This window comes from Sphingobium agri (assembly GCF_023051225.1).
Lineage (GTDB): Bacteria > Pseudomonadota > Alphaproteobacteria > Sphingomonadales > Sphingomonadaceae > Sphingobium > Sphingobium agri.
This window is the reverse complement of the sequence record NZ_JALKHS010000012.1, coordinates 39,145-62,856: the sequence shown is the minus strand read 5'-3', so window position 1 is coordinate 62,856 and position 23,712 is coordinate 39,145. Positions and strand designations below refer to the sequence as shown.

The window sequence follows — 23,712 nt, the reverse complement described above, 5'->3', positions numbered from 1 at the left end:
AGCGGCGAAGTGGATGGCGGGCTGGTCTGGGCCGGGCTCGGCATCGGGCTGATGGACGACATTCCGACTTGCGCCGAATTGATCGAGCGCATCGTGGGTGAATGCCGCGAGGCGCTGGGCCGCGCCGTGGCGCTGACCGGGGAGGCATGAGCATGCACTACAATACGATCCGCTACGAGGTCGAGGATGATGGCGTCCTGCTGCTGACGCTGAACCGGCCGGACAAGCTCAACGCCTTCACGGTCGAGATGTGCGAGGAGCTGATCGATGCCTATGGCCGGGCGAGCCAGGATGATGCCGTCCGCGTCATCGTGGTGACGGGCGAGGGCCGCGCCTTCTGCGCGGGCATGGACCTGTCGGTCGGCGGCAATGTCTTCGGCCTGGACGAGAGCATGACGCCGACCATGGAGGATCTGCGCGAGCGCGGCGAAGATCCGGCAATCCTGAAAGGCGTGCGGGATACCGGCGGGCGCGTGGCGATGGCCATGTATGATTGTCTGAAGCCGATCGTCGGGGCGGTGAATGGCGCGGCGGTCGGCATCGGTTCGACCATGCTGTTGCCGATGGATTTCCGCTTTGCATCGGAAAAGGCGCGCTTCGGCTTTGTCTTTGGACGGCTGGGCATCACGATGGAGGCGTGCTCCTCCTTCTTCCTGCCGCGCATCGTCGGTTTGGAGCAGGCGCTGGAATGGGCTTACAAGGCCGATATCTTCGATGCCGCCGAAGCGCATGAGAAGGGACTGGTTCGCGCCGTGTTCCCGGCTGAGACGCTGGTCGAGGAGGCGAAGGCCTTTGCCCGTTCGCTGGTCAAGGACCGATCGCCCGTATCGATCGCGCTGATCCGCCAGATGCTGAACCGCAACAGCGCGCAGCCCGATCCGTGGCAGGCGCATCTGACGGAATCGTTGGCGGTATTCTACACCAGCCAGGCGGACGGCCGCGAAGGGGTTCGTGCCTTCAATGAAAAGCGGCCAGCGGAGTTTACGGGGAAGGCGTCGCAAATGCCGTCCTTCTTCCCCTGGTATGGCGACAAGTAATTCGAACGGAAAGGATGCAAGATGATCACATTGGAAGACAAGATCGCGATTCAGGAACTGATCGCCCGTTTTACCCGCTGCTCCGACTATGGTGATTGGGAAGGGCTGGCCACCGTTTATACGCCTGATGTCGAGGTGGAGATGGAAGGTCTCCAGATCCGTTACACTGGTGTGGAGGCCCAGGTCGAACATGCCAAGGAGTCCGACCGGCAGGCCGAGGGCAAGAACCGCCACTTCAATTTCAACATGATCGTGTCAGAGAAGGATGGCGCGGTATATGCGGAATATGCTTTCATGAACGTCAATGCGGGCAAAGCTCCCATGGACGCGAAGATCGTCGTCAGTGGGCGCCAGCGCGATACTGTCGTGAAGACGGGCGAAGGGTGGAAAATCGCCCACCGCTTCATCCAGTTCGACCAGTCGTTCAGCCTGGACTTCTAAGCCCCGGAGGAGCGGTCGTGAACATCAAGGATCTGTGCGTCGTCATCACGGGCGGCGCTTCGGGGCTGGGCAGCGCAACTGCCGAACGGCTGTCGGAACTTGGCGCGCGCGTCGCGATCTTCGATTTGAACGAGGAAGCTGGCGCGCGTCTTGCGGAGCGATTGGGCGGCAGCTTCCATCATGTGGACGTGACCAGCGCCGAGTCCGTGGACGCCGGACTGGCAGCGGCAGAGGCGAAGCTGGGGACGCCGCGTGTGCTGGTGAACTGCGCTGGCATCGCGCCCGGCTTCCGTGTCGTGGGCAAGGATGGTTCGCCCCATCCGCTGGACGCATTCCGCAAGGCCGTTGAGATTAACCTGATCGGTAGTTTCAACGTCATTTCCCGCTTTGCCGCCCAGCTTGCCGCCGCAGGGTTGGACGGGGAGGAAGCTGGCGTGATCGTCAATACGGCGTCTGTCGCCGCCTTTGACGGGCAGATTGGTCAGGCTGCTTACGCTGCATCCAAGGGCGGTGTCGTGGGCATGACACTGCCGATCGCGCGTGACCTCGCACAGCATCGCATCCGCGTGATGACGATCGCACCCGGCATTTTCCTGACGCCGATGCTGCAAGGGCTTCCACAGGCGACGCAGGATTCGTTGGGCAAGCAGGTGCCGCACCCCTCGCGGCTGGGCAAACCCGAAGAATTTGCGAAGCTGGTTCAGAATATCATTGAAAATCCGATGCTGAACGGGGAAGTCATCCGTCTGGACGGCGCCATCCGCATGGGACCGCGCTGACCATCCGTACTGAATGAGGAGGCGGATCGCCTTCTTGGGAAATGTGGGAAGGAAAGCTGCCGTGACCGAGATCAGCCGGGATGTGACCAATTTGCCGGAAACCGAGGCGAAGCTGCGCGAATTTGTCGAGCAGGGCGTCATATCGGGCGGCATCCTTGCCTGGGGAACGGCAAATGGTCCGGTCCGCTATCATGGCGAAGGCGTGCTGGGCTATGCGCGCAAGGATGTGGTGGACGAGCGGTCCATCTTCCGCGTCTATTCCCAATCGAAGCCGGTTACGGGCATCGGCGCGATGATGCTGATCGAAGATGGCGTCATTGGCCTGGACCAGCCGATCGGCGAGATACTGCCGGCCTTCGCAGAGATGCGCGTCATCGAAGGGGAAGACCCGGAAGTGACGCGGCCCGCGGCCCGCCCGATCACCATCCGCCATCTGCTGACCCATACGGCAGGCTTCGGCATGGACGGCATGACGCTTGGCGCTCTCTATGCCAAGCATGGCGTGACGCCTGGCACGCGGGAGTGGGTGCCGGGTCCGGGTGACCTCCCGGTTCCGGCGACCCTTGCCGAATTGGGTGAGCGCATCGCCGCGCTGCCCTTGGCGACCGACCCCGGTACACGGTTCGACTACAGCGTTGCGCTCGACGTTCTGGGGCTGGTGATCGAAGTGGCATCGGGCGTGCCCTTCGAGACATTCCTGAAGACCCGCTTGTTCGATCCGCTCGGCATGGTGGACACGGGCTTTTCAATCACGGCGGATCAAGCCGCCCGCTTTGCCGACCTCCCACAGCAGGAGGAGGACGGGACATGGGCATTGGCCGATGATGCGGCAGACAGCCTCTACGCACGCCCCTATTATCCGTCTGGTGGCGGTGGCCTGGTGTCGACGGCGCATGATTATTCCCGCTTTGCCGCGATGCTGCTCAACGAGGGTGAATTGGATGGCGTGCGCGTGCTGAAGCCGGAAACGGTGCGGCTCGCCCGGTCGAACCTGCTGCCCGAAGCGGTGACACATGTCGACCTTCCGATCGGCTACACGCTGTCGAATGTCGGCATGGGCGCGGGGATGTCCGTGTCCTTGCAGGCAAGCGAGCAGACCAACAGCTTCTTCGACTGGCCTGGCGCGGTGCCCGCCGGGGTGTTCGGCTGGCCTGGCGCGGCTGGGACGGCATGCTGGATGGACCCCAAGCGCAAGTTCTTCCTGCTGTACCTGACGCAATATTGGCCGTCCTGGCTGAACGGCAGCATGCGGCCGGAGATCGTCGCGGCGGCCTACCGGGATTTGGAGAAACGATAAGAAAGAGGAGTGGCTGCCATGCCGGTACTGGATAACGACGCCGATTTCACGCCAAGCCTGGGATCACCGGGCACCGGGGTTGTCATCACGGGCGGCGCGTCCGGTATCGGCCTGGCGGCGGCTCACGCCTTGGCTGCGGTGGGGCGGCCCGTGGCGCTGTGGGACATCAATGCGGAAGGCGCGGCCGGATCGGCGGGCATCATCGAGGGCCGCTACGGCGTCCGTGCGGCGGGGCTTAGCGTTGACCTGCGCAACCCGCAGGCCGTGACACCGGCGGCGATAGCGACCCGCGCGGCGATCGGCGCGATCGGCGGCATCGTCCATTGCGCGGGAACCGCCGAAGCGACGGGCATAGACGGGGTGACGCCGGAAAATTGGGACGCGGGGCTGGCGCTCCATGTCCGTTCGCTCGTGTTGATGACACAGGCTTTCCGCGAAGATTTGCGGTCCTTGCCAGGGAGCGCGATCGTGGCGCTTTCGTCCATCAATGCGACGCTCGGCAATGGGATGATCCCGATTTACAGCGCGGCGAAGGGCGCTGTAATCTCGCTCGTCCATTCGATGGCCGATGAATTGGCGGCGGATGGGGTGCGCATCAACGCTGTAAGTCCAGGCATGATCGACACGCCGATCATCGCGGAAACGAAGGCCCAACTGCCGGGCCATTTCGAGCGGCGGATCATGCTAGGTCGCTATGGTGCGCCCGAAGAGTTGGGGCGCGTGATCCGGTTCCTGATGTCGGACGAGGCGAGCTATATGACTGGCGCGGAAATCGTCGTCGACGGCGGAAACATCAACTCGCAACGGCAATAGGGGGCGGCAGAACCACCTCCGGCAAAGGGCGCCGCGTTCGAGACGCAGCGCCCTCTGGCAAGATTTAGAGGCGGTTTACTTCCTTGGCCGTCAGGCTGGTGACCAGGCCCTTTTCCGCCGCGCTGAGCGTGGTGGCGGGGATGACGACGAAGCGGCCGCTGTAGATGATCTGGACGGCGGTCGGCACGCCAGCGCTGTCCTTCAGGATGCGGTCGATATAACCGACCTTGCGGCCGTCAGCGGTCTTCACCAGCGCGTTCTGCTTGATGACAGGTGCGTCGGCAGCGATAGCGGCTGCGGAAACGGACAGCGACAGAGCCGCCGCGAAAGCAAAAGAAAACTTCATGATGGAACCCCTTTTAAATGGACGGCCGGGCCGATAGCACGCGATAGAAGAAAAAATAAGACACCCCTTGTTGCAAAAAATGCAATTTGCGTTTCCGGTTCGGAAATTCGGCGGATTTCGGTGGTACAGGCGGTTGGGAAAGCTTCGATATGCACTGTGGAGAGGGTTCAGGCAGGATGATTGAAGAGCTTGTCGAGCGGCCCAAGGGGTATCGTGCATGACCAGCCAGACGCGCGAGTCGGGGCCACGCCTCGCCGGATTTTCAGTGATCAGCATCGCGACGGGCGGGTTCAACATCCCGCTTCAAACCTATTTGCCTGCATTTTACGCGACTGTGATCGGCATGGACCTGGCGACCGTTGGCCTGGTCTTCATGATCAGCCGGTTGTGGAGCGCGGCGGCCGACCCGATGATCGGTTGGGCATCGGATCATACCCGCACGCGGATCGGGCGGCGCAAGCCCTGGATCCTGGGCGGTGGCCTGCTGTTCCTGCTGTCGCTCCTGGCGGTCTTTTCACCACCTGCCGGGGCCACCCCGCTCTATCTTGGCGGTTGGCTGTTGCTGCTGTGTCTGGGTTGGACCGCGACATCCACGCCGCTTTACGCCTGGGGTGGGGAAATGGCGTCGTCGCCAGTCGAGCGGGCGCGTATCCAGGCCTATATACAGACGGGTTCGTCCATCGGCATCTTCCTGGTATTGGTCTTGCCCGCAGTGCTCGACGCTCTTGGGCGCGGCAATCCGGAAGCGCGGGTAGGATCGATGGGAGCGCTGGTGGCGGTCGTCCTTGCCATTGGCATGCTGCTGATCGCTTTCCTGTTCCGTGAGCCGCCGCTTGGTCCGCGCACATCGGTGGCAGCGAATTGGCGCGAGGGTATCAGGACCGTGCTGACCGACCATGCGCTCTGGCGGATCGTGGCGTCGGATTTCTTCGTTGCGCTCGGGCAGGGTTTCCGGACTGCCGTATTCCTCTTTTTCGTGACGCGCTACATGGGCATGGCATCGCCTGCCCTGCTGCTGATGCTGCAATATGCATTCGGCATGTTTGCGGCTCCGCTATGGGCGCGGATCAGCTACAGGTTCGGGCGGCTAAGGACGCTGATCATGGCCGAGGGCGTTCAGGTCGTGATCAACCTGATGGTCCTGTTCCTGACGCCTGACCGCATGTGGCTGTTCATCCTGCTGATCATTGGACAGGGGCTGACGCAGGGATCGGGCAACCTGATGCTGCGATCGATGATCTATGACGTGGCGGACCGCCATCGCGAGGCGAGCGGCGTCGAACGGGCAGGGCTGTTTTCGTCCGTGTTCAACGTGACGACCAACGCGGCCTATGCGGTGGCGGTGGGAATAGCCCTGTCGGTCGTCGGGTTCCTGGGCTTCGACCCCCGGTCATCCGGCACAGAGGGGATCACGGGCATGCATATGTTCTTCGCCATCGGCCCTGCCGTGGGGCACCTGCTGTCCATTCTGGTCATCAGTTGGAAGCGGGGGAAGTCGGGCGGCTCACTGGTCGAAAGCCAACTGCCTTCTGCCTGAAGAATGGGCTTGCGCGGCGTGAGCTGCGTCAGACGTCGATCACCTTCGCCGGATTCATGATCCCGGCCGGGTCAAGCGCCCGCTTGATCTGGCGCATCACCTCGACGGCGGGGCCATGTTCCGTGACGAGATGCGCCTTCTTGCCAATGCCGATGCCATGTTCGCCAGTGCAACTCCCCTCCATGGCGAGGGCGATTGCGACGATCTGTTCCGACAACGTCTTTGCCCTTTGCGTTTCGTCCGCCGAGTTCGGATCGAAGACGAGGACGACATGGAAGTTGCCGTCACCGACATGACCCACGATGGGCGCGGTCAGTCCGCTGTCGTCGATGGCGCGGCGTGTTTCCTCTATACAGTCGCACAAGCGCGAGATGGGGACGCAGACATCCGTGGCGATGGCCTTACAACCGGGCCGCAGAGCGAGGTTGGCATAGTGCACCTTATGCCGGGCGTCCCACAGGGCGGTACGATCCTCGGTATTCGTCGCCCAGTGGAAATTGCCGCCGCCATTCTCGGTGGCGACCTGGCCGAAGCTTTCAGCCTGTTCCGCAACGCCTGCGGGCGTGCCGTGGAATTCCAGGAACAAGGTCGGGCATTCGCGGTGATTCATCCGGCTATATGCGTTGATCGCGCGGATCTGTAGCGGATCAAGCAGTTCTATCCGGGCGACGGGGAGGCCGATCTGGATCGTCTGGATTACGGCGTTCACCGCGCCCCGCAGAGTTTCAAATTCGCAGACGGCGGCGGAGATGGCTTCAGGCTGACCATATAGGCGCAGGGTGACTTCGGTGATGATGCCCAGCGTGCCTTCAGACCCGACGAAAAGTCCGGTAAGATCGTAACCGGCAGCGGATTTCCTGGCCCGCCCGCCGGTGCGGATAACTTGCCCGTCCGCAAGGACGACGGTCAATCCCAGCACGTTCTGCCGCATGGTGCCGTAGCGGACGGCGTTCGTGCCCGACGCCCGTGTCGAGGCCATGCCGCCAAGGGATGCGTCTGCGCCGGGATCGACGGGGAAGAACAGGCCGGTGTCCCGGAGCTCAGTGTTCAGCTGCTTTCGCGTGACGCCTGCCTGAACTGTGCAGTCGAGGTCGTCCGCACTGACGCGCAGCACCTGATCCATGCGGGAGAGGTCGATGCAGAGACCGCCGCGCGCAGCAAGGAAATTACCTTCAAGCGATGTGCCGGTGCCGTAAGGCGTGACGGCAATTCCCTGTTCGTTGCAGAAGCCGACGGCGGCGGCGACTTCCTCAGTGTTCAGGGGATAGACCACCGCGTCCGGCGGCATGGCAGGATAAAAGGTTTCTGCCCGGCCATGATGATCGCGTACGGCGGCGCTGTCGCTGAACCGGTCGCCGAAGATCGTACGCAGCGCAGTCCAATCGGTCTGCTGGATCTTTACCGCCGTCGCCATCTGCGTCTCTCCCGTGGTCGATGAGATACGATACAGCGGTTCGGCATGTTGCTCCACCATCTTCAGTCTGGGGAATTCTGTGCCCCCCTGACGAGCCTTCCCGGTCGTGCACCCGTCGCGCCGTCGCTGCGGCGGATGACGTCGCCTGACACGATGGTCGCGACGAAGCCGGTCGCTTTCTGGTCCAGCCGACGACCGCCTCCGGGCAGATCGTGTCGCACATGCGGGGCATGGAGGTGTAGCGCTTCAAGATCGATGATGTTGATGTCCGCCTTGTAGCCAGGAGCAATCCTGCCCCGGTCGCGCAGGCCCATGGTCTCCGCCGGGCGTGAGGTGAGCGCGCGGACGGCCTGAGGGATGCTGAGCTTTGGCCCGGCTCGGTCACGGGTCCAGTAGGTCAGCAGGAAGGTGGGGTAGCTTGCGTCGCAGATCGCGGCATAATGGGCCCCCCCATCCCCAAGTCCCATAACGGTGTCAGGGTGGGTAATCAGGTCATGCACCGTGTCGAGGCGGCCATTATAGAAATTGCCGAGTGTGTTGTAGAGCATTCCCCGGCCATCGCCGCCGTTCATCATGAGATCGTAGGCGACTTCTTCCGGGGTGATGCCGAGGCGGCGGGCCTGCGCGCCGACGCTGCTTTCCGCCGGGGGTTCATAGTTGGGTGGGTCGGACAGAGGAAAGATCCAGTCCCAGTTGCGGGTCATCATCGCCAATGGATGGCCTTCATGCGGCTTCTCGGTGATGAGCCTGGCGCGGAACTCGGCATCGCGCAGATGCGTGAGCTGCTGGTCGAGCGGCAGGGCGGCGATCGCTTCATAGCTTGGGCAGAGCGAGAAGGGGTGGCTGGATAGTTCAAAGCCGCAGATCATGCCGACCGGCCGGGGAAGTATTTGCGGGCTGATCTTCAGGCCCTGCGCATTGGCTTCCTCACAGATGCGCAGCGCCTCCTGCCAGACCGGCTCGCCCGTGTTGGAGGTGCCGAGCGTAAAGGTGGCTGGCCGGTTCGCTGCCTTTGCGACCGTGAGAAGATGGGAAAGTTCGTCAGTCCAGCTGGAGAAGGGGGCGTCGAGCACCATCTGCAAGACGCCGGTGTCGGCGTTGCGCATGGCGCCCGCTATGGCCTTCAGTTCCTCCACATCGGCCTGATAGCTTGGGATATTCTCTCCCGCCTTGGTGCGGTGGATGAGCAGGCGCGAGGTCGCGAAGCCGATCGCGCCCGCATCCAGCGCCTCGCGGGTGAGGGCTTGCATCTTTTCTAGGTCGGCGGGCGTCGCGGGTTCGCGTTGCGCGCCGCGTTCGCCCATCACGAACACGCGCAAGGGGCTGTGAGGCAGAAGGGCAGCGACGTCGATGTCGCGGGGGCGGGCTTCAAGTGCGTTCAGATAGTCGGGGAAGCTTTCCCAATCCCAGCTGAGCCCTTCTGCCATGACGACGCCCGGAATGTCCTCGACACCTTCCATCAGGCGGATCAAACGGTCGTGATCGGCAGGGCGGCATGGCGCGAAGCCGACGCCGCAATTGCCGATCACGACCGTGGTCACGCCATGGGAGGAGGAGGGGGAGAGTTCCTCCGACCAGATGGCCTGACCATCATAATGGGTGTGGATATCGACGAAGCCGGGAGTGACGGTGAGGGCCGCCGCATCGATCACTTCGCGGGCATCGCCGGTAAAGGTGCCGACGCTGACGATCCGCCCGTCTGCGATCGCGACGTCGCCGACGAACGGCTCACCGCCGCTGCCGTCGATGATCGTTCCGCCCCGGATCAGCAGGTCGCATGCGCTCATTCGGCGGCCCTCGCGATGGGTTCAAGGCTTGTCTTGCCGTCCGATGCCCAGAAGGCGCCCTCTTGCGAGGTGTCGACATCTTCGACGCCGCGCACGCCCAGCGCCTCCCGCGCTTCGGCCAGCGGCAGGTGGAACACGGTTTCGAGCTTCTTCATGAAGAGGGCGTCGCTCTGCTGCCCCACCTTCATGCCCCGCTGGATCGCGTTGACGGCGGTCGGCCAGACTTCGGGATAGTGAAGCATCGTGCGCACGGTGTAGCGGAGCGACCCGAATATCTGGATCATGTTCACCTCCGCCGCAAGATGCGGGTTGCGCATATGCTTGGGCACGTTGGTGAGGCGATACCAGTAGGGCACCAGCTCACCCATGAAGTTGAAGCCGCCGCCGCACAGGATATGTTCGAAGTCGTGCGTCTGGCCAGAACGCAGATTATAATATTGAAGCTGCGTTTCCGGTTCTTTCCAGGGCGTGATCTGGATCTCATAATCTCCGGCCGTCATCTGTTTGTAGAAGGTGCCGCCGAGAGAGCCGGGTTCATATTGTTTGAAATCTTCGATCGTATATGTGGAGATAAAGCCTTCACTGAACCATGCGTCCAGTTCGGGATTTACCTTCCTCTCCTGCGTGAACATCTCCTCGATCGCGTCGAAATCGCGCAGTGAATCGAGGATCGGCAGGAATTCATACATTTCGGCTGGAGGCGGCACGTCCGGTCCGTTGCGACGCAACAGGATCATCGCCAACCATTCGCGCAGGCGGGGATTATTGAGATATTTGGACGAAGAGATGAGTATGCTGCTGTCTGTTTCCACAGGCATCAGGCCGCGCGCGAGATAGGGAATGTCGACCATGTTGCTCGTTCCTTCAATCCAATACCAACTGCTTGTTGCCTGAACCCCAGGCGCTGATCCGTTCATCGCCCACCTTGAATTGCGGCAGGAGGTCGAAGAAGCTCTTGTCCGCGACGACGATGCGCTGGAGGCGGCGAGGCGTCATGCCCGTCAGGTCGCCGCGGGCATGCTGGAGAGCGATGTTGTCCCAGATGACGAGGTCGCCATTGTTCCAATGGTGGCGGTAGACGCGGTCTTCCCGATAGAGTTCGGCGAACAGGGCTGAGAGCGTGGCGTCGCTGTCCGGCTGGTCCATGCCGACGATACGAGCGGTTTGCATGTCGCTGATATAGAGGATGGGCTCGCCAGTCCGGGGATGCGGGATGATGACCGGGCGAACCTGGTGCGGCATGTCGGTTGAACTGTCGTAACCGACCGACCGGTGCGTCTGGATCGGCGCAATCATTGTGACCGCTTCCCGGCCCGCGACGGCGGCTTTCAACTGCGATGGCAGGGAGGCGGCTGTAACCGCGCCGTTGGCGAAGTCGGTCCAGCTTTGTCCGTCATTAACGGCAACGGCGTGCAGCGAGATGATCTTGAAGGGCTCTTCCGTGAAAGCCAGATCGCTGTGCCAGGTGAGCGGGCCCGAGCCCAGCGCGCCATCGCTGGAGATTTCGCGATATTCGCCATGTGATCCCAGGACCCGGCCGAAATTTTCGAGCAGCCTGACCTGATCCGCTTCGTCAAGCTGCTGGTTACGGAGCAGGATCAACTTGTGGCGATCGAACAGTTCGGTCAGCCGTTGTTCGAAACCGTCGGGTAGCGGCCATTGCAACCCGATGCCGATTTCAACACCGAACGGCTCCAGTGGCCGTTCCGTCCATGGCAGTGCCATTTCATGCCTCTCCGTCTTTTTCTCCGACGAACGGTATCGAACCGTTCGGTTGTCGTCAACAACAATGGGTGTATCCTGGCGGTGGGCTGGTATAGCAGCCCGACAATGCGCAAGGATGCTGGATGAAATTGGTGGCAGAAGGGAGGGGCGAGGTGTCATCGCCGCGCGTCCGTCACTTGCTGTTGTCGGCGCGCGCGCAATTTGTGGAGCGGGGCTTCGATGCCGTCAGCATCGATTCGATCGCTCGCACCGCCGCGGTGAGCAAGGAAACCATCTACCGCTATTTCGCCGACAAGGAAGCATTGTTCCGCGCGGCTCTGGAAGCGCAAGGAGCGGAGTTCGACGCGCGCGCGGCGGCCGTGCATGAAAGTGCAGCGACGGGCGGGTCCGAACTGGCGGGGCTTGCTAGGGTTATTCTCGATTCGGCGCTGGACCAAGGCATGTTCAGTGCGCTCTGGGTTGCCGCTGGCGTGGCGCACAAGATGCCGGACCTGGCAGCATCATTGCAGAGTGGTCAGGGGATGCGCCTGGAGCCCGTGCGGCAGGCTTTGGAGGATCATGCGCGGGAGAAGGGCATCGACCGCCCGGTCCCCTTGGAACTGGCATTGGACTTCGGATCGCTCGCGGTTGAGGGGCCGGTCGTGCTCATGGGCTTTCCTGCCCCCTCACCGGAAGGGCGTGAGCGGGCCGCGCGCCATGCCGTTGCGCTATTTGTGCAAGGGGCCGGGGGTGGCGGAGCGGCCGGATTGCCGCCGCCCGAGCCTTTAGCGGATATGAGGCTTTCGCCATTCGAGGAACCGCTTCCCCATATCCGGACCTTGCTGGACGTGGCAGGGCGCCATTTTCTGCAGGAGGGCTTTGAGGGCGCGAACCTCAACCTCATCGGGGAGGAGGCGCGGGTGGGACGTGGTACGCTCTACCGGCATTTCGGGAGCAAGGCCGGGCTTTTCGCGGGAGCCATGCGGATATTGGCCTCCGACTGCGCTTGTGGGGCAAAGCCGCCCGTGCTTCCCTTGGGTCGGGCTGATCCCGTTGCACTCCGTCAATATGTGGAGGCAGCGCTAGAGAGCCTGACCTCTACCACATCCATCCGTCTGCATCGTGCCGTTATCAGCCAGTCGCGGCGCGATGCGGCCTTGGCGAGGGAGGTGTATCTCGTCCTGCGCAAGCCCTGGGTGGATGGTCTGATCCCTTGGCTGGAAAGCCTTGGCATCAGGGAGAGTGCTGAGTGGCACGCGCGGCAACTTCTGGTGCTCGCCATGAGGGGTAACCGCCTGCTTGCGGGCGGTCATCCGGTCGCGGAGTCCGATAGGCGACATTATGCCGAGCGCGCAGCAACCATATTCCTGCACGGATATTTGGCGACGTTGTGATTCTATCGGCATCCCGGTGTCCCAGCGATGCCGGGCGGACCGCCAAGCCTGCCAATGCGCAGCCAAATCTATGAACCCCGCCGCATAGGAATATGCCTGATCCCCGATGGAGGTTTTGGAGCCAAATAGTGCTTTGACAAAGCTACGCAGTCCCGTCATCATCCTTTCGTCTAAGCGCGTCGGAGAATGTGCAAAGGACATGATCTCCGCCTGTCTGGCGAGACATACAGAGGAGGCTGTATATTCGCGAAAACGAGCTGAGCGGGACAGATCTGACTTCGTCCCATTGCTTGCGCGGCGGCCAGCATCGACAGTTATCATTAAGAAAATAATATCGGATAAAGGGCCGGAGTCTCGGGAGAGAGAGGCATGATTATCACGAATACACACTGTCTGTTCGGCTGCGGCCGATAATGGTGTCCGCTTATTTTGGCGGGCATGCCATATCGCGTGAATAGGTGACGGATGGACTGCTTTTTGCCAGCGAAGAGGGGTGAACTGGCCTAGCTCTCCAAAGTCCAGCAGGAGACTCATGAATGAATGGGATGACGGGCGCGGTTGCCGCGAGCACTGCCGCGGGCGGCCATGATGGACGAGCGCGGATGATGGTGTTCCGCGCCTTCCTCGCGCAGAATGTTGCGGTGGGCAGCGCCTTTGGCGGTTTCGGGATCTCCGTTCTGCCGTTGCAGGAACTCCATGGGGCAAGTCGGGGCGCGACGACGCTTGCCTTGGCTCTGGCCGTTCTGATGATGGGCCTTGTCAGCCCGCTTGTGGCGACATTGATCGGGCGGATCGGACTGCGCTGGACGATGACGATCGGTACGCTGATGTCGGGTATCGGCTATGCCTTGCTGGCGATCGCGCCAAGCATGCCTGTCGTGCTGCTGCTTTATGCCCTGCCTATCGGGGTTGGCCTCGCCATGTTCGGCCCATTTCCGTCAAGCGTTCTCGCCAGCAACTGGTTCAGGCATAATCCTGGGCCAGCACTTGGCGTCGCTAACATGCCGCTGTTCGTAGCGCTGCTGCCGATGGTGGGTATCTTCATCCTGCGCGACCATGGCTTGTCCGCCTTTTACCTGATCCTGGCGGCGCTGCACGTCCTGCTATTGCCGGTGATGCTGGGCGTGGCGGACGGGCCGCAGGACGGCGGGGAGCAGCCGGGACATCCGCATGCCGGGGAGGCGAGTGCAATGCTGCCCAATCGCACCGTGCTGCGAAGCCCTGCCTTCTGGGTCATGTGCCTTGGCGCTGGTTACCTGAATGCCGTCGGCATCACCGGGGTGTCGCACCTTGTCGCTTTTGTCGCAGAACGCGGGGTGGCGGCTGATGAGGCGGCGGGGCTGCTGTCGATCATGGGTGGAGCGGCGGTGATCGGTTCGCTCGCGATCGGCTTCCTGTGTGGCCGGTTGGGGGCACCCCTGGCACTGGCGCTCATCGCCGGGGGTCTGGCGATCAGCTGGGCATCTCTGCTTTCGACCATCTCCTTTCCGATCATGGCATTGGCATCGCTCATGCTGGGGGCAGGGGGCGCCGGAGTGTTCCCGGCGATCAACATGCTCTCGGGCCGTCTGTTCGGTCAGCAGTCGCTCCCTCGTGTCGTCGGTCTTTTCGGCCTCGTCACCTTGCCGCTGACCTTCTTCCTGCCGCCGCTTGCAGGCGTCCTGCGTGACGCGGTCGGGGGGTATACGCCAGTCGCCTTGATCATCATCGGCGGCTGCGCGCTCGTGGTCATCATTTTCGTGGCGATGGCGCGGGCAACCGCATCTCGCTCCGCAAACGGAGTTGCAGAGTAGGAGTCACTCAGTCGGCGTTTGAAGGTGTGACGCTGGCAGCAGGTTTCACAAAGGATGCATCCCCAGGTTCATTAGGCTTCATCTGCTTGAGGAATTTCAGGATGCGCCCTTCGTCCACGCCCAAGCCCCGCGCGCAGAAGAGGATCGCGTCGTGCAAGGCGCGGTCTTCGTCATAGGGGATCGCGACCTTGTCATGGCAGCGGGCCATCATCATCATCGTGCTGACATGTTCCACATAGGCCCCGGCATTGGTGACTGAAAGCGTCTCTCCGGCGATGCCTCCATCAGCCCTCGCCGCTTCGATCGCCCGTTCCAGATTGGGCAGCGTCATGCGCAATGCGCGCCGATAGACGAGGCGGGCATAGCCTCCGTCACCGGCAAGGCTGCCCACGACCATGCGCAAGCCTTCCGCGTTGACGGCATGCATGCCCGCCATCGCATAGCTGAACGTGCGGCGCAGTATTTCGAGCAGGCCCTCGCTACTTGCCTCTGCCTCGCCAAATGAGCGCATGACGATATTCTGGTCGGTGATGACCTCGCGCAATACGGCGCGGTAAAGATGCGTCTTCGTCGGGAAATGGCGGAACAGCAATGCTTCCGACACTCCAGCAGCGCGCGCAATCTGCTGCGTCCGTGCGCCTTCAAGCCCGTGGCGCGCGAAAACCGCCCTGGCCGCAGCGATGATGGAGGCCCGGCGACCGGCGCTGGAGAGACGGGTGGCTGGCATTGGTGGAAATATACTCCGGGAACAGGCAGCGTCGTGGCAGGCGACGATGGTAAAGTTTAAGGCTTTACGGAAGGGAAACAAGTTGCTGCCGCCATCTGCCCCTTTTGAGGGCGAGGCGCTTTCGCCGCCGTCACGGGTCGCTGAGGGGCTTACCTTGTTCGATCGTCGCTATGAAGCGGCTGAGCAAAGCCTTTTGCCGTTCGATCATGGCTGGTGAGAGCGGGTCGATACCTGCCAAGCTCCGCGACACGGGTGCGGCCCAGAAATAACCGAACATCAGGTTGAAGATCGCCACGGTCTGAAGGATCAAATCCTCTGCCGCAGGCTCCAGCTCCGCCGCCTGCGTGATACGTCGTCCATAATCGATCAGCCGCTCCACCCATGCCATGCCGATTTCGTCACGGTCCGACGGGGAGGAAAGAATAGAGCGTATGAGCAGCATGGAGACATTAGGATGCTGCGTCAGCACATCGACCAGCCGATCGGTCAAGGTGCGGAATGAGGCCTCCTGCGGGGACCTGGTGATGGTCGCTTCCATCTCGTCGGCCAATGGCTGCAATGCGCGTTGCAGGACCTGGCGGTACAGGGCGTCCTTGCTTTCAAAATATTTGTAGAGCCCGGGCTGCTGGATGTTCGCAGCCGCAGCGATGTCCCGCAACGCAGTCGCGTCATAGCCTTTCTGCGCGAACAGCAATTCGGCCGTATCGAGCAACCTGTCGGCCGTGCGTTGGCCCTTGCTGGTCCGTTGGACGATCGGTTCGCTGATGGCGCTTTGCGCGATGCTGGTCATGGATTCACCCTAACCGGCTGCTGGTGCTTTGGCCATATGGCGCGCATTGAGGGAGGATGGGCGAGAGCCCCACATCGGCGCGGCAAGATGCGCATTGTTCTTGACACCCGTGCACAGGGGCGCATGAGCGCGTGCAAGTGCAGCACTGGCACCCCAATCGTGCAGAGGACCAGATGATGGAAGATATCTATATCGTAAGCGGCGCTCGGACGGCGATCGGCGATTTCGGCGGCTCTTTGAAGCCTTTCATGCCGTCGCAGCTTGGCAGCATCGTCGTGAAGGAGGCGCTGTCCCGTGCTGCCGTTCCGGCGTCTGACGTCGAGCATGTGGTCATCGGCCAGGTCATGCCGACCAGCGCTCGCGATGGCATGCTGTCGCGCACCATAGCATTGCAGGCTGGCGTTCCGCTCGAGGTGCCCGCCCTGACGTTGAACAGGCTCTGCGGGTCGGGCGTACAGGCGATCGTGTCGGCGGCGCAGATGATGAAGCTCGGCGAAGCGGCGATCACCGTGGCTGGCGGCGCTGAGTCCATGTCGAACGTGCCCTATCATGATCACGGCGCACGCTGGGGCCGCAAGATGGGGGACAACCCTGTCGAGGATGCGCTGGTTTGCGGGCTTCAGGACGCAAGCGGCGGCTATCATATGGGCGTAACCGCGGAGAATTGCGCCGAACGCCACGGCATCACGCGCGAACAGCAGGACGCGCTGGCTGTGGAAGGGCATCAGCGTGCGGTGCGGGCGATCGCGGAAGGGCGCTTCAAGGAGCAGATCGTTCCTGTCGAGATCAAGACGCGCAAGGGCGTCACCATCTTCGATACGGACGAGCATCCGCGCGCGGACACCAGCATCGAAACGCTGGCGGCGATGCGCCCTGCGTTCAAGAAGGACGGCACGGTCACGGCAGGCAATGCGTCCGGCATCAATGACGGCGCGGCGGCCGTCGTGCTGGCCACCGGCAGCGAAGTGGAAAGGCGGGGATTGAAGCCGCTGGCGAAGATCCTTGGCTGGGGACATGCGGGCGTAGAGCCGGAATATATGGGCGAGGGGCCGATCAAGGCGGCGCCCGTGGCGCTGAAGCGCGCCGGACTGACGCTTGATCAGATGGACGTGATCGAAGCCAATGAAGCCTTTGCGGCGCAAGCTCTTTCCGTTGCCAATGCGCTGGCGTTCGATCGCAACAAGCTGAACCCGAACGGGTCGGGTATCGCGCTTGGCCACCCTGTTGGTGCGACGGGCACGATCCTGACGATCAAGGCTGCTTACGAACTTAAGCGGACCGGCGGGCGCTACGCGCTTATAACCATGTGCATCGGTGGCGGCCAGGGCATTGCCTTGGTAATCGAGAATGTCGGCTGATCATTGAGGACGAGCCGAACGCCGTGGATGCGGCGTTCGGCTCCTTCGCTCATGCTGGCGGCGGACGTCAATGATCCGTCATCTATGTTAAACCTCAGCTTCTTTCGAGAACTCAATCACTTGTCGTGCGTTTAGACGGGGCGGCGGTCGATGAACCGCTGGCATGGAGTAGATCATGTCCGTTCTCGTCGAGTTTCCTGGCGGCGTCTGCCGCGAAGTTCCAAGCCAATTGCGGGCGATCGGCTCCCAGAAAAATCGTGCGGACGAATTTGAACAAGTCCCGCTGAACTGCGATCCGCACTGGAAATATGAGCGGGAAGATGGCCGCTGGATCGCTGTGCACCGCCAAGGTCAGTTGTTGAGCATGCGCCCCGCCGCTCCGGCATGGTGGCACTTTATCGAGCTGATGATGGAGCCTGAGCGTCGTGCCCATGGCGCGAATGTCGCAGAGGCCAGCGAAACGGTGAGGCTTCAGTCCGCTGCCTGACCCATCCGAATGAAAAGTTGAGGGAGGCGTGCTGCAGCCAGCCTGCGGAACTCCTTGAGCGATCAGGAGTTCCGGTCGGTCGGAAGCGGCCGCCGCTAAGCCATGAAACTGGCGCTGTGGCCTAATGGGTGTGAAGCGTGTGACGATTTTGGGCGGGCAAGCGGGCGGCAACTATAATGATTTTCTGGGTGGGGGCGGTGAAATGGGCGACCGCATCGCCCAGTTCGACTGGTCCGTCACCAGCATCGGCACGATCGATATATGGCCAACCGCCATGAAAAGCATGCTGGCCTTCGTGCTGCGATCGCCGGTGCCAATCGTCACGCTTTGGGGCGACAAGGGTGTGATGATCTATAATGACGCCTATCGCACGTTCGCGGGCGGCCGTCATCCCGCCCTGCTGGGCACCAATGTCCTGGAGGGCTGGCACGAGGTTGCCGACTTCAATGCCAATGTGATGCAGAAGGTATACCGCGAGGGAGGGACGTTGTCCTATCAGGATCAGGAATTGACCCTGATCCGCGACGGCACGCCCAAGCAATTATGGACAGACCTGGAATATTCCCCTGTTCTTGATGAGGACGGCACAGCGATCGGCGTGGTGGCGATCGTCATCGAGACTACCGAGAAGGTGTTGGCGAACCGCCGCCTTCAGGATGATCGCAACAGGCTCTGGGCGATATCGCGCGACCTGCTGCTTGTCTGCACGTTCGACGGACGGATCACTGCGGTCAACCCGTCCGCCACGCGCATGCTGGGCTGGGCGGAGGACGAGATGATCGGCCATCAGCTCGCCGAGTTCATCCACCCTGCCGACCTGGATCGCACTAGTCAGGAGATTGACAAACTAGGCGAAGGCATCACGACGCTGGCGTTTGAAAATCGCTATCGCATGCGTGATGGCGGATACCGGCTGCTCGCCTGGACGGCTGTGCCTGACGCGGGGCGTATCCACGCCGTCGGCCGCGACATCACCGAAGAACGGCACATGGCGCGAGACCGGGATCGCATCTGGAACCTGTCGCCCGTCCTAAAGGTCGTGACGGACACGCAGGGCCATATCACCGACGTCAATCCGTCATGGACGCAGAAGCTCGGCTGGTCGCGCGAAGAGACGCTGGGCAGGCGCAGCACTGACTTTATGGTGGAGGATGAAAACAGCTGGCAGCAGCGAGTAGATTCCTTGCGCGAAGGCATGCCGCTGCTGGATTATCGCACCACCTTGCGAACAAAGGATGGCGACCAGCGGATCATTCAGTGGACGACGGTGCCGGAAAACGACACCTTCTATGGATTCGGGCGCGACATCACAGCGGAGGTCGAGGCCGCTGCCGCGCTGGCCGAAGCGGAAGCCGCGCTCCGCCAGTCGCAGAAGATGGAGGCGGTCGGACAGCTGACAGGTGGCATCGCCCATGACTTCAACAATCTTTTGCAGGGAATCACGGGCAGCCTTGAGATCGTGCAGCGGCGCGTTGCCCAAGGGCGCGTCGATGAGCTGGACCGTTTTATCAGTGGCGCGTCCACTGCAGCCAACAGGGCGGCTGCGCTGACGCATCGCCTGCTGGCATTTTCCCGCCGGCAGCCGCTTGATCCCAAGCCCGTGCGCGTCAATGCGCTGGTCGCCTCGATGGAGGATCTGCTCCGGCGCACGAGTGGCGAACGCATCGAATTGGAGTTCGTGCTGGCAGGCGGGTTGTGGGTTACCAAATGCGACCCGAACCAGTTGGAAAGCGCCATCCTGAACCTCGCGATCAATGCCCGTGACGCGATGCCGGATGGCGGCAAGCTGACCATCGAGACCTGCAACGCGCATCTGGACCGCGCCTATGTCGCTCGCCAGCGTGGCGTCCGGCCCGGGCAATATGTCTGCCTCTGTGTAAGCGACACAGGCATCGGCATGAGTGCCGATACCATCAGCAAGGCATTCGAGCCATTTTTCACCACCAAGCCGATCGGGCAGGGCACCGGGCTTGGATTATCGATGATCTATGGTTTCGCGCAGCAGTCCGAAGGCTATGCGAAAATCTACAGCGAAGTAGGTCAGGGGACGACGTTCAAGCTGTACCTCCCCCGTCATCATGGCAGCGCCGAGGATGAGGAGGCGCTTCCAGAACCCGGCCCGATGCATCATGCGGAGGAGGGTGAGGTCGTGCTGGTCGTCGAGGATGAGTCGGTCGTGCGCGGGCTGATCCTGGAAGAATTGCATGAACTCGGCTACGCTGCGCTGGAGGCTGTTGATGGCACAAGCGGCCTGGAAATGCTGCGGTCAAAGCGGCGGATCGACCTGTTGATCACCGACATCGGATTGCCGGGGCTGAACGGCCGCCAACTGGCCGATGCCGCGAGGGAATTGCGGCCGTCGCTCAAGGTCCTGTTCATGACCGGCTATGCGGAAAATGCTGCCCTTGCATCGGGCTTTCTGGAGCCCGGCATGGAGATGATCACCAAGCCCTTCGCCATGGAAGCGCTGGCCACCCGGATAAGGTCGATGCTTACCGACGCATCCTGAGCCAAGCTGGACGGGATCATCACTCAATCCCACGGCGGATCATGACATGATCCCATCGCCGACTTGTTTGAAGGTGAACTTGCGGCGGCCGTCCCGCTCGCGATAGCCTGTGCCCAGCACGATCGCCCGTAGACAGGCGACACAGATGCAATGGCTTCGGCTCGAGGGAAAACAAGCCTCAAGAGGAGAGAGAGATGACGGACATTCTGATCCGTGGCGGCACTGTGATCGACGGAACAGGCGCGCCCGGCTATCCTGCCGACGTACGCGTGGCAGGCGGCAGGATCACCGAGATTGGCGCGGGCCTGACCGCCGCCGCCGGTGAGGAGGTCGTTGACGCTGACGGCTGCTATGTGACGCCGGGTTTCATCGAGAGCCATACCCATTATGACGCGACGATGTGGTGGCAGCCCGACCTTGATCCGTTGCCCGGCAATGGCGCGACTACGGTCATTCTGGGCAATTGCGGATTTAGCGCCGCTCCGCTTTCAAAGGAAAAGGCCGCGCAGTTGGAGATGATCAAGATCTTCTCCTTCTTTGAGGATATCCCGTTGAAGCCCTTCCTTCAGAACGTCCCCTGGGATTGGGAGAAGTGGTCGGAATATAAGGCATCAATGGCGCGCAACATCAGCCTGCCCGCCAATTACTCCGCCTTCGTCGGTCATATTGCCCTGCGCCTTGCGGCCATGGGCGTCGAGGCATGGGACCGCGCGGCGACTCCACAAGAAATTGCCCGCATGGCCGAACTGCTGGAGGACGCGCTGGCCGCTGGCGCTCTTGGCCTGTCGGACAATCTGCACGACCATGATGGCGACGACCGCGCCATTCCCACATTGCTTGCCGATGATGCGGAGTTCGAAGCGCTGTTTTCGGTGATGGAACGTTATCCCGGCACCACCTATCAGGTCATCATCGACACCTTCATGCGCAAGACCGGGCCAGAGAGCCTGGAACGGCTTGGGCGACTGACGAAGGGCCGGGCGATCCGGATGCAGGTGGCAGGGGCTGTCCCGACGCTGGAATTCCAGAAGGATATTCTGCCTCGGTTGCAGGACACGCTTGCGAAGCTGAAGGAAGAAGGGATCGATGTGTGGCCCGGCTATGCGCATGTCTCGCCGACCAGCACGCTCAGCCTCGTCAAGTCGCTGATCTTTGCCCAGTCCAATGACTATGTCTGGCATGAGGTCGTCCTCGCAGAGACGCATGAGGAAAAGGCGCGGTTGCTGGCTGATCCCGACTGGCGGGAGCGGGCGCGGGAGAGCTGGGACACCAAGGCCTGGCCGCATTCGCCGATGAACAATCCGCAGGACCTTTATCTGCTGGACAGCGAAAATGGCGCTGGGCCGGTAGGTGGGACGCTGAAGGAGTTTGCGGAAGCACGCGGGCTGCACCGTTCTGACGCGATGGCGCAGTGGATCCTTGAAAATGGCACCAAATCCACGGTGCACATGGCTCCATTCCCGAAGGATGAGGAGCTGACGATCCAGCTGATGCTGGACCCGCAGACGGTCGGCAATATCTCCGACGCTGGCGCGCATCTTCAAATGCTGTGCGGTGGCGGCGAGAATATCCTGCTCTTCACCAAATATGTCCGCGAAGGGCTGCTCACCTTGGAGCAGGCGATCCATGTGAAGACTGGCAAGCTCGCCAATTTCTTCGGCCTGCATGACACGGGCGAGATCAAGGTCGGCCGCCGCGCTGACATTGCCGTGTTCAATCTTGGCGAGGTTGAATATCGCAACATGGAGAAGCGGTTCGATGTGCCCGATGGTGACGGAGGCACGACGTGGCGCTTCACCCGCCCGGCCGCGCCGATGCGGCTCACGCTGGTGAATGGCGTCAAGACCTTTGACGGCAGCAGCTACACCGGCGCTCGTCCGGGTGAATATCTGCAACCGACGGCGGCGGCGAATGACGCGCTGGCTTCGTTGGAAGCGGCCGAGTAAAAGAAGGGGATGCGGGAGGCTGACGTCTTCCGCATCCTGCCTTGCGAGAAGGGGATGGGGGTTGGCTAAATTCGGTGCTATCGACCAGATCGGCATTTTGGTGGAAAATCTGGATGCCAGCATCGATAGCTGGATCAGTCACTCAGGCGTGGGTCCCTGGACGGTATTCCGCAATGTCGCCCTGGACGGTGAATATTGCGGCCAGCCGACGCGGGTGACGATGCATGTCGGATTATCCTATCAGGACGGTGTGCAGATCGAACTGATCGAGGCGACGAATGATGCCCCGTCGCCCTATCGTTCCGATGATGGCGAGCGATTGCTAGGGCTTCATCATGTCGCCCGCATAGTTGATGATCTGGACGCCGCAGTCGAAACGGCGGTGGAAGGCGGCATGGAATTGCTGTTCACCGCCCATAATCCCGCGACGCGCGTCGCCTATCTGCGCGCTCCGGGTCAGCCCGGGCAGTTGTTCGAATTCATCTGCGGCGCGGACATGCGCGGCATGTGCGATGCGGGGATAGCCGCTGCTCGTAACTGGGACGGAGCCGATCCCGTCACTGTGATTGACTTCGCCGCCGTCTGACGGCGACTCTCCCATGATTTGACAGCATAAGAGCTATGCGCTGCCCCTGATTTACAGGGACAGCGCCGCTTGGACTTATTCCGCCGCCATGGATGTCATGCCTTGGTGGTTTGGTCTCGGGTCTTCGCTGATAGCCGTCGTCCATGCCCACTCACCTGACTTGGGCGGGTTGGTGATGCCGAACTCCTCGCGAATGTCCTGCACCTGCCAATCGAGATAGTCGCGATAGGGGATGAGGAAGAGCGGATGCTTCCAGTTCCGGCCCTGCGCCGCGCCGATGTCCTCCGCTTCAAGTTCCACCTTGACCGCCTCTGGATAGAAGAGGCCGCTCTTCATCATCGTCTTGGCACGCAGATAAGAGCTGACCCGGTTGAAGAAGGACGCGAGTTCGGGCACGAAATATTGATAGAGTGCCCGCATATTGGCTGCGATAAGGGCAACCTCGCCGGCATGATTGGTCTCAAAGCCGGTGATCATATGTTCAATGTCATGGGTATGAGTCCGCTCCTTCATGTAGAAGTCGAAGTCGGTCTTGATCTCCATGCCCTGGAAGAAATGGTCCATATTATAGCCGCTGTTGACCACAAAGTCGTAGATCACGGCACGCAGGGTTCCGGGTTCCGCGCCTGCAAGCTCCTCAGTCTTGAACAGTGAGACCTTCTTTCCATCCAGCCATGATTTAAACTCGGGTAGCCGTGCTTTTTCTTCCTCGAACAGCTGGAAGATGCGGGGCCAGTCCTCCAGCTCCATCAGTATTTTCACGACGTCCGGGATATAGGCGGTATTAGGTAGCTCCGTGCCGTTCCGTCGCAGCATTTCCTGTGCGATCAAAGCCCGCAATTGCGGATGGTTGAGATAGGGCGAGGAACTTATCAGGACCGAGCTTTCGGTCGTGAAACCCGGCCCAGAGCCGTTATAATATGCAAAATCCGCGCTGCTGACGCGCGCTGAAATGTCGTTTTCCATC

General features: G+C 61.7%; 21 protein-coding genes. 13 read left to right on the top strand and 8 right to left on the bottom strand.

The genetic code is table 11. The features are described from left to right. Window positions 1-152 precede the first annotated feature (152 nt). From MU848_RS15190 to MU848_RS15170, 5 genes are all read left to right on the top strand, one after another. On the top strand, window positions 153-1,037 hold the full coding sequence (locus MU848_RS15190) for a crotonase/enoyl-CoA hydratase family protein (RefSeq protein WP_247233904.1): 885 nt from the start codon (window positions 153-155) through the stop codon (window positions 1,035-1,037). A gap of 21 nt (window positions 1,038-1,058) precedes the next feature. After that, the gene (locus MU848_RS15185; protein ID WP_247233902.1) at window positions 1,059-1,478 is read left to right on the top strand and encodes a nuclear transport factor 2 family protein; all 420 of its coding nucleotides are present in this window, start codon (window positions 1,059-1,061) and stop codon (window positions 1,476-1,478) included. Between the two features lie 17 nt (window positions 1,479-1,495). Beyond that, window positions 1,496-2,257 carry a 3-hydroxyacyl-CoA dehydrogenase gene (locus MU848_RS15180; RefSeq protein ID WP_247233899.1) on the top strand — a complete coding sequence of 254 codons (762 nt, stop codon included), beginning with the start codon at window positions 1,496-1,498 and terminating at the stop codon, window positions 2,255-2,257. A 61-nt stretch (window positions 2,258-2,318) separates the two neighbouring features. Then, on the top strand, window positions 2,319-3,554 hold the full coding sequence (locus MU848_RS15175) for a serine hydrolase domain-containing protein (RefSeq protein ID WP_247233898.1): 1,236 nt from the start codon (window positions 2,319-2,321) through the stop codon (window positions 3,552-3,554). An 18-nt stretch (window positions 3,555-3,572) separates the two neighbouring features. Next, window positions 3,573-4,367: an SDR family NAD(P)-dependent oxidoreductase gene (locus tag MU848_RS15170; protein WP_201516431.1), complete on the top strand. Its 795-nt coding sequence runs from the start codon at window positions 3,573-3,575 to the stop codon at window positions 4,365-4,367. Window positions 4,368-4,431: 64 nt separating this feature from the next. On the opposite strand, the gene MU848_RS15165 is transcribed toward MU848_RS15170, so the two are convergent. Then, window positions 4,432-4,713, bottom strand: a complete 282-nt coding sequence (locus MU848_RS15165) for a hypothetical protein (RefSeq protein ID WP_097093258.1) — start codon at window positions 4,711-4,713, stop codon at window positions 4,432-4,434. Window positions 4,714-4,930: 217 nt separating this feature from the next. Here MU848_RS15165 and MU848_RS15160 point away from each other — a divergent pair, with 217 nt between their 5' ends. Next, on the top strand, window positions 4,931-6,250 hold the full coding sequence (locus tag MU848_RS15160; RefSeq protein WP_247233896.1) for an MFS transporter: 1,320 nt from the start codon (window positions 4,931-4,933) through the stop codon (window positions 6,248-6,250). A 28-nt stretch (window positions 6,251-6,278) separates the two neighbouring features. On the opposite strand, the gene MU848_RS15155 is transcribed toward MU848_RS15160, so the two are convergent. Genes MU848_RS15155 through MU848_RS15140 form a run of 4 tightly spaced genes read right to left on the bottom strand, consistent with a single transcriptional unit; the run spans window position 6,279 to window position 11,176 of the window. Continuing rightward, on the bottom strand, window positions 6,279-7,724 hold the full coding sequence (locus MU848_RS15155) for an FAD-binding oxidoreductase (protein WP_247233894.1): 1,446 nt from the start codon (window positions 7,722-7,724) through the stop codon (window positions 6,279-6,281). 2 nt (window positions 7,725-7,726) lie between these two features. Next, window positions 7,727-9,451 carry an N-acyl-D-amino-acid deacylase family protein gene (locus tag MU848_RS15150; protein WP_247233892.1) on the bottom strand — a complete coding sequence of 575 codons (1,725 nt, stop codon included), beginning with the start codon at window positions 9,449-9,451 and terminating at the stop codon, window positions 7,727-7,729. Next, a complete protein-coding gene (locus MU848_RS15145) occupies window positions 9,448-10,302 on the bottom strand; it encodes a Coq4 family protein (protein WP_247233890.1) in 855 nt (284 codons plus the stop codon). Before MU848_RS15145 ends, MU848_RS15150 begins: the two co-directional genes overlap by 4 nt. A 13-nt stretch (window positions 10,303-10,315) precedes the next feature. Beyond that, entirely contained in the window at window positions 10,316-11,176 is an 861-nt protein-coding gene (locus MU848_RS15140; RefSeq protein WP_247233888.1) for a TauD/TfdA dioxygenase family protein, read from the bottom strand. 122 nt (window positions 11,177-11,298) lie between these two features. Here MU848_RS15140 and MU848_RS15135 point away from each other — a divergent pair, with 122 nt between their 5' ends. Both MU848_RS15135 and MU848_RS15130 read left to right on the top strand, forming a co-directional pair. Beyond that, window positions 11,299-12,549 carry a TetR/AcrR family transcriptional regulator gene (locus MU848_RS15135; RefSeq protein WP_247233886.1) on the top strand — a complete coding sequence of 417 codons (1,251 nt, stop codon included), beginning with the start codon at window positions 11,299-11,301 and terminating at the stop codon, window positions 12,547-12,549. Window positions 12,550-13,085: 536 nt separating this feature from the next. Further along, on the top strand, window positions 13,086-14,342 hold the full coding sequence (locus MU848_RS15130) for an MFS transporter (protein ID WP_247233884.1): 1,257 nt from the start codon (window positions 13,086-13,088) through the stop codon (window positions 14,340-14,342). A 7-nt stretch (window positions 14,343-14,349) separates the two neighbouring features. On the opposite strand, the gene MU848_RS15125 is transcribed toward MU848_RS15130, so the two are convergent. Continuing rightward, window positions 14,350-15,069 carry a TetR/AcrR family transcriptional regulator gene (locus MU848_RS15125; protein WP_247233882.1) on the bottom strand — a complete coding sequence of 240 codons (720 nt, stop codon included), beginning with the start codon at window positions 15,067-15,069 and terminating at the stop codon, window positions 14,350-14,352. Window positions 15,070-15,199: 130 nt separating this feature from the next. After that, on the bottom strand, window positions 15,200-15,859 hold the full coding sequence (locus MU848_RS15120) for a TetR/AcrR family transcriptional regulator (RefSeq protein WP_201516423.1): 660 nt from the start codon (window positions 15,857-15,859) through the stop codon (window positions 15,200-15,202). Window positions 15,860-16,035: 176 nt separating this feature from the next. Here MU848_RS15120 and bktB point away from each other — a divergent pair, with 176 nt between their 5' ends. The 5 genes from bktB to MU848_RS15095 all read left to right on the top strand — a co-directional run bounded on the left by bktB (window position 16,036) and on the right by MU848_RS15095 (window position 22,745). After that, complete coding sequence (gene bktB / locus MU848_RS15115; protein WP_247233910.1) at window positions 16,036-17,217, top strand: beta-ketothiolase BktB; 1,182 nt, start codon at window positions 16,036-16,038, stop codon at window positions 17,215-17,217. A 175-nt stretch (window positions 17,218-17,392) separates the two neighbouring features. Further along, complete coding sequence (locus MU848_RS15110) at window positions 17,393-17,704, top strand: hypothetical protein (RefSeq protein WP_097093266.1); 312 nt, start codon at window positions 17,393-17,395, stop codon at window positions 17,702-17,704. Window positions 17,705-17,828: 124 nt separating this feature from the next. After that, a complete protein-coding gene (locus tag MU848_RS15105) occupies window positions 17,829-20,213 on the top strand; it encodes a PAS domain S-box protein (RefSeq protein ID WP_247233880.1) in 2,385 nt (794 codons plus the stop codon). Window positions 20,214-20,407: 194 nt separating this feature from the next. After that, a complete protein-coding gene (locus MU848_RS15100) occupies window positions 20,408-22,159 on the top strand; it encodes an N-acyl-D-amino-acid deacylase family protein (RefSeq protein WP_247233878.1) in 1,752 nt (583 codons plus the stop codon). A gap of 61 nt (window positions 22,160-22,220) precedes the next feature. Continuing rightward, the gene (locus tag MU848_RS15095; RefSeq protein WP_247233876.1) at window positions 22,221-22,745 is read left to right on the top strand and encodes a VOC family protein; all 525 of its coding nucleotides are present in this window, start codon (window positions 22,221-22,223) and stop codon (window positions 22,743-22,745) included. A 75-nt stretch (window positions 22,746-22,820) separates the two neighbouring features. Here MU848_RS15095 and MU848_RS15090 read toward each other — a convergent pair whose 3' ends face one another. Beyond that, the gene (locus tag MU848_RS15090) at window positions 22,821-23,711 is read right to left on the bottom strand and encodes a Coq4 family protein (RefSeq protein ID WP_247233874.1); all 891 of its coding nucleotides are present in this window, start codon (window positions 23,709-23,711) and stop codon (window positions 22,821-22,823) included. Between the last annotated feature and the right edge of the window lies 1 nt (window position 23,712).

Excerpts from the sequence above, each read along its gene's own strand:
- MU848_RS15190 (WP_247233904.1), top strand. The coding sequence starts at position 153 with ATGCACTACAATACGATCCGCTACGAGGTCGAGGATGATGGCGTCCTG.
- MU848_RS15185 (WP_247233902.1), top strand. The coding sequence starts at position 1,059 with ATGATCACATTGGAAGACAAGATCGCGATTCAGGAACTGATCGCCCGT.
- MU848_RS15170 (WP_201516431.1), top strand. The coding sequence starts at position 3,573 with ATGCCGGTACTGGATAACGACGCCGATTTCACGCCAAGCCTGGGATCA.
- MU848_RS15165 (WP_097093258.1), bottom strand. The coding sequence starts at position 4,713 with ATGAAGTTTTCTTTTGCTTTCGCGGCGGCTCTGTCGCTGTCCGTTTCC.
- MU848_RS15160 (WP_247233896.1), top strand. The coding sequence starts at position 4,931 with ATGACCAGCCAGACGCGCGAGTCGGGGCCACGCCTCGCCGGATTTTCA.
- MU848_RS15155 (WP_247233894.1), bottom strand. The coding sequence starts at position 7,724 with ATGGTGGAGCAACATGCCGAACCGCTGTATCGTATCTCATCGACCACG.
- MU848_RS15150 (WP_247233892.1), bottom strand. The coding sequence starts at position 9,451 with ATGAGCGCATGCGACCTGCTGATCCGGGGCGGAACGATCATCGACGGC.
- MU848_RS15145 (WP_247233890.1), bottom strand. The coding sequence starts at position 10,302 with ATGGTCGACATTCCCTATCTCGCGCGCGGCCTGATGCCTGTGGAAACA.
- MU848_RS15140 (WP_247233888.1), bottom strand. The coding sequence starts at position 11,176 with ATGGCACTGCCATGGACGGAACGGCCACTGGAGCCGTTCGGTGTTGAA.
- MU848_RS15135 (WP_247233886.1), top strand. The coding sequence starts at position 11,299 with ATGAAATTGGTGGCAGAAGGGAGGGGCGAGGTGTCATCGCCGCGCGTC.
- MU848_RS15130 (WP_247233884.1), top strand. The coding sequence starts at position 13,086 with ATGAATGGGATGACGGGCGCGGTTGCCGCGAGCACTGCCGCGGGCGGC.
- MU848_RS15125 (WP_247233882.1), bottom strand. The coding sequence starts at position 15,069 with ATGCCAGCCACCCGTCTCTCCAGCGCCGGTCGCCGGGCCTCCATCATC.
- MU848_RS15120 (WP_201516423.1), bottom strand. The coding sequence starts at position 15,859 with ATGACCAGCATCGCGCAAAGCGCCATCAGCGAACCGATCGTCCAACGG.
- bktB (WP_247233910.1), top strand. The coding sequence starts at position 16,036 with ATGGAAGATATCTATATCGTAAGCGGCGCTCGGACGGCGATCGGCGAT.
- MU848_RS15110 (WP_097093266.1), top strand. The coding sequence starts at position 17,393 with ATGTCCGTTCTCGTCGAGTTTCCTGGCGGCGTCTGCCGCGAAGTTCCA.
- MU848_RS15105 (WP_247233880.1), top strand. The coding sequence starts at position 17,829 with ATGGGTGTGAAGCGTGTGACGATTTTGGGCGGGCAAGCGGGCGGCAAC.
- MU848_RS15100 (WP_247233878.1), top strand. The coding sequence starts at position 20,408 with ATGACGGACATTCTGATCCGTGGCGGCACTGTGATCGACGGAACAGGC.
- MU848_RS15090 (WP_247233874.1), bottom strand. The coding sequence starts at position 23,711 with ATGGAAAACGACATTTCAGCGCGCGTCAGCAGCGCGGATTTTGCATAT.